This window comes from Microcoleus sp. OTE_8_concoct_300 (assembly GCF_031383065.1).
Classification (GTDB): Bacteria; Cyanobacteriota; Cyanobacteriia; order Cyanobacteriales; family Microcoleaceae; genus Microcoleus.
Genome location: NZ_JANMZH010000472.1, coordinates 1 through 4385 on the forward strand (window position 1 = coordinate 1; position 4385 = coordinate 4385).

General features: G+C 38.8%; 1 protein-coding gene and 3 pseudogenes. 2 read left to right on the forward strand and 2 right to left on the reverse strand.

Annotated elements, in window-relative coordinates; all coding sequences use genetic code 11:
- Window positions 1–125: 125 nt before the first annotated feature.
- A pseudogene (locus ACUVJL_RS21355) lies at window positions 126–1144 on the forward strand (IS630 family transposase); the annotation flags it as partial.
- A 278-nt stretch (window positions 1145–1422) separates the two neighbouring features.
- On the opposite strand, the gene ACUVJL_RS21360 reads toward ACUVJL_RS21355, so the two are convergent.
- Both ACUVJL_RS21360 and ACUVJL_RS21365 read right to left on the reverse strand, forming a co-directional pair.
- Window positions 1423–1980: a transposase gene (locus tag ACUVJL_RS21360; RefSeq protein WP_445247666.1), complete on the reverse strand. Its 558-nt coding sequence runs from the start codon at window positions 1978–1980 to the stop codon at window positions 1423–1425.
- Window positions 1973–2272, reverse strand: a pseudogene (locus ACUVJL_RS21365) (helix-turn-helix domain-containing protein); the annotation flags it as partial. The pseudogene ACUVJL_RS21365 and the gene ACUVJL_RS21360, both read right to left, overlap by 8 nt.
- 577 nt (window positions 2273–2849) lie before the next feature.
- On the opposite strand from ACUVJL_RS21365, the pseudogene ACUVJL_RS21370 reads away from it, so the two are divergent.
- A pseudogene (locus ACUVJL_RS21370) lies at window positions 2850–4025 on the forward strand (ISAzo13 family transposase).
- Window positions 4026–4385: the final 360 nt, after the last annotated feature.

Sequence of the window (4385 nt, forward strand, 5' to 3'; positions counted from 1 at the left end):
AAATGGGTCTGGTAGAATCTTAGTATCATTATTTTTTTGGATAGGCAAGCGTATAACAATTCTGCTGCCTATCTTTTTTTACCACAAGTAGGCTCAATCCTTACTAACTATAGCTTTCAGGCGGGTTGTCACCCCCCCAGCCATTTATTAGCAAGTGGAAAATCAATTATGCGTTGCATGGAATGGAAGGATTGCTCTTAAATCATCAAGGCTCGCAGGGACAACTTAAGCCAGAAGAACAGTCGGAAATTATCCAATGGTTAACCAATAAAGACCACTGGGATTTATCCGCCCTCGAAAATTATATAGCAGAGCAGTATCAGATTGAATTTCAATCTAAAACTAGCTACTATCGACTCTTTAAGTCAGCAGGAATTAGCTGGAAAAAGTCTCAAAAAAAGAACCCAAAAGGCGATGAAGGACTCGTCAAAAAAAAGCACCAAGAAATTTGTGAAACTCTGGAAGAACACCGGGAAGCTATAGAATCGGGAAAGCTTTTGGTGTAAGCTGTCGCGCATTTAAATTGTATCTTCAGGGCGGGCGGGACGCCCACCCCACAAGACTTTGATTTTTTTTGACATACAATTTAAATGGAGAACAGCTTATTTGATTGATGAGTGTCATCTACTATGGAGAGATGTCTGTGGCTATCTTTGGGGAAAGCGCAACGAGAGAATAGAAATACCGCTGGTGAATGAAAGAGAAAAACAAACTTATTATGGCGCAATAAATTATTTAACAAAACAGTTGATTCTGCGAGAATATGCGACGGCCAATTCCGAGAATACGGTCGCTTTTTTAAAGGATTTACAGTCTTTAAATCCCGAAGCGAGACATTTGATTATTTGGGATGGAGCTAGTTATCACAAATATAAAGAGATGAAAGCTTACCTAGAATAAATTAATTGCGACCAGGAAAAAAATGAATGGTCTTTAACTTGTATCCTCTTTGCCCCCAATGCTCCGCCTGCAGAATCCAGTAGAGGATATTTGGCTAAATGCCAAGACTTGGGTGAGAAAATTTGGGAATCGTCTGCGTTCTTTTTCCTTGGTTAAATGGTTCTTCAATTTTACCATACAGCAGCAAATCTTTGACTTTCCCAAACTACACAAGTTTGGTGATTTTGAGCCAAAATTCTCATGAAACTACTGCTCGATCGAACCCTCGATTGATTTATGAATGATTTGCGATTGCTATAGCTTTCCTGGCATCTTCTACAGCGTCACCACAGGCAGAAGACTAGTACAGCTCGGCGTAAATACACAGACTATTAAACAGCCAAGACTTTACCCTTATATGTCCACTTAAAAGGTTTGGCCATTGTTTGATTAAAGTAGTTAATAAAATTGAGGAGGCGATTTTTCCGATCGTACTGACTGGTGAAACTTGCTCTTTTTAGTAATTTCCGCACCAAAATGCGCTCACCAAATCTCTATTTGATTAAGCCACGAAGAATGTTTGGGTGTGTAATGGAAAACAATTTGATGTGTTGGGTCACTTAAAAAAACAGCGCGGGATTTCATGGATTGAAGTATGCCGCTTTTTCCCTTAATACCGAGGTCGATATCTAAGCCTTCTTTTTCGGCAACCAAACGCACCAGTGATTCAGATTGGTGAGTATTCAGACAATCCATAATTAGATGCCATTTTTGGGCAGCCGGATCAGTTTCAATGAGGTGACGAATATTCAGTAAAAAATCGGACTCTGTTCTCGAATGTCCACAAGTTGGTTTAATAATCTTACCATTCGCAATGTTGAAATTTGCTATCAAGCTCTGCGTACCATGACGAATATATTCAAACTCTCTTCTGACAACTTTACCGGGTCTCATTGGCAAGTCTTTTTCCAGAGGTTCAATAGCTTGAATCCCTGTCATTTCATCAATCGATATTGTGTGTTCTCCTTGTTGAGCGCGTTCAATCGCAGTCAGATATAAGTCGCTAATATCTTTGACTTTTGCATCAAATTCTTCATCCACAGGGGGGGGTTAACCAGTAGCGGGAGGCGTGTGGTTGCAGTTCTGCTTCTTTTAATAATCTACCAACATGGCGGACGGATATAGTTTCAATAATGCCTTGTTTCATTATTTGGGCCGCCAGTTCTCTGGCAGTCCAGTGACTTATTGGTCGTCCATAATCTGACGGTGAGGAACAGGCCATTGCAAATAACTCTGTTACTTGTTCCATGCTAAATTTTGCCGGTGCGCCAACACGCTCTCGATCTTGTAATCTTTGTAAAATCGATAACTCTTTCCCCTCGCTCTCCAACCATCGGTTTCGCCATCAACGAGCCATCTGCCGATTAATCTCTAGGCTTCGGCTTATTTCACGATGGTTTTGACCATCAGATGCCATGATCATGATTTTGGCTCGTAGCACGATTTGTTGCGGCGTTTTGTGTTTGTCGATCAACTTCTGAAGTTCATGACGCTCGCCATCGCTTAAATTTAATATTTTAGGCATTAATCAGGCCATATATTACTCCTCCATCGCCGACCGAAACAGGTCTCAACTAACTCTAGCCTTGGTCACCCTTGGTTTGCGGACTAATCTTTACCTAAAAATCTCGCTGCTGCCACCTTTGCAGCATACCTCGGCTTACCTCATCTTTCTGAGAAACGCTATATGTTATTCTACCACAAATATAGTCTGTATACTTAGGAATAAAAATTTAATAACATCAGCGATGTATAATAAATAAATGAGTGAATATGAATAGGTTTATGTTGCGGTAAAGATGTCAAATATTATACCTACTTGGTTTTTCTTATGTCGCCCAAGATTTTTTGATTTAAATCATTTCTTACTAACTTAATTTATGTGTTACTCAGACGAAATTACTGATTTAATGCGAAAACATCATCAGTCTTTATCTGAAAAAGATCAAAGAAAATATGCAGCGATAGAAGCCGTAAAACTTGGTCGTGGTGGAATTATTTACATAGCCCGAGTTTTGGGAGTAGACAGGAATACAATAGCCAAGGGAATTAAGGAATTAAAAACTGAATCAGACACTACTTTTAATCAACAGAGAATTCGCCGACGTGGAGGAGGAAGAAAAACTAGGGAGTCTGAGATACCTGATTTAAACGAGCGTTTTTTAGAAGTCTTAAAAAACCACACAGCCGGAGATCCAATGTCGGAAAAAATTAAAGGGATTAATCTTACCCAGCAACAAATAGTTGAAGGTCTGAAGGCTCAGGAAACAATAGTCAGTACAACAGTTGTTAAAAAACTGTTAAAAAAACATGGATATGTGAAACGTCAAGCTCAAAAAAAACAAACAACCGGAGTAACAAAGAATCGTAATGAACAATTTGAAAATCTGGTCTGAATTACGGCAGAGTATGAGTTACAGGGAAATCCAATTGTTAGTATGGACACGAAAAAGAAGGAATTTATTGGAAATCTCTATCGAGCAGGAAGTCTATATACTACGGAAGCTATTACGACATTTGACCATGATTTTTGGAGTTTGGCTGACGGAAAAGTAGTACCTCATGGAATTTATGATCGGCAACATAACCGAGGATATTTAAACCTGGGAATCAGTAAAGACACGAGTGAATTTGCTTGTGAATCGATCAAATTATGGTGGGTTAATTACGGAAAATTTATCTACCCTCAAGCCGATTCAATTTTGATAAAATGCGATGGCGGTGGCAGTAATAATTCCAATTATCATATCTTTAAATCGGATTTACAAAAATTAGTTGACGAGCTAGAAATAGAAATTAGAATCGCACACTATCCTCCCTATACATCGAAGTATAATCCGATTGAACATCGTTTATTTACTCACGTAACCAGAGCCTGTCAAGGAGTAATTTTTACCAGTCTTGAGTTAGTTAAAGAACTCATGGCAAAAACTCATACTAAAACCGGGCTTTCGGTGGTAGTAAATGTGAGCGATAAAATTTATGAAACTGGGCGAAAAGTAGCTAAGGGATTTAAAGAAACAATGAAAATTATTTTTGATGAATATCTACCCAAATGGAATTATCGTGCAGTTCCGACTATTTAGCAGACGCTAAAGTTATTAAATTTTTATTCCTTACGCGGAGCTGTACTAGATGATATTTGGCTATCACTGGTGATTGGTTGGATTAAAGGTAGCGTCAAAAAGAATAAGGTTGTATATTTAGCAATAGACCGAACCAAATGGCAATCAAATAATATTTTGATGGTCAGCATGATTTGGCGAAAGAGGGCTATTCCTATTTATTGGAAAATGCTTGACAAACAAGGGAACAGCACATTAGAAAACCAACAATTCGTATTAACGCCAGTATTCGCCCTGTCGGGGCGACAAGTCGCCTATAAGGCTGATAGAATAAGTCTCATAGCTCTTAAGCCTTGTTGATAATTAGGTAGTTTGTGTGGA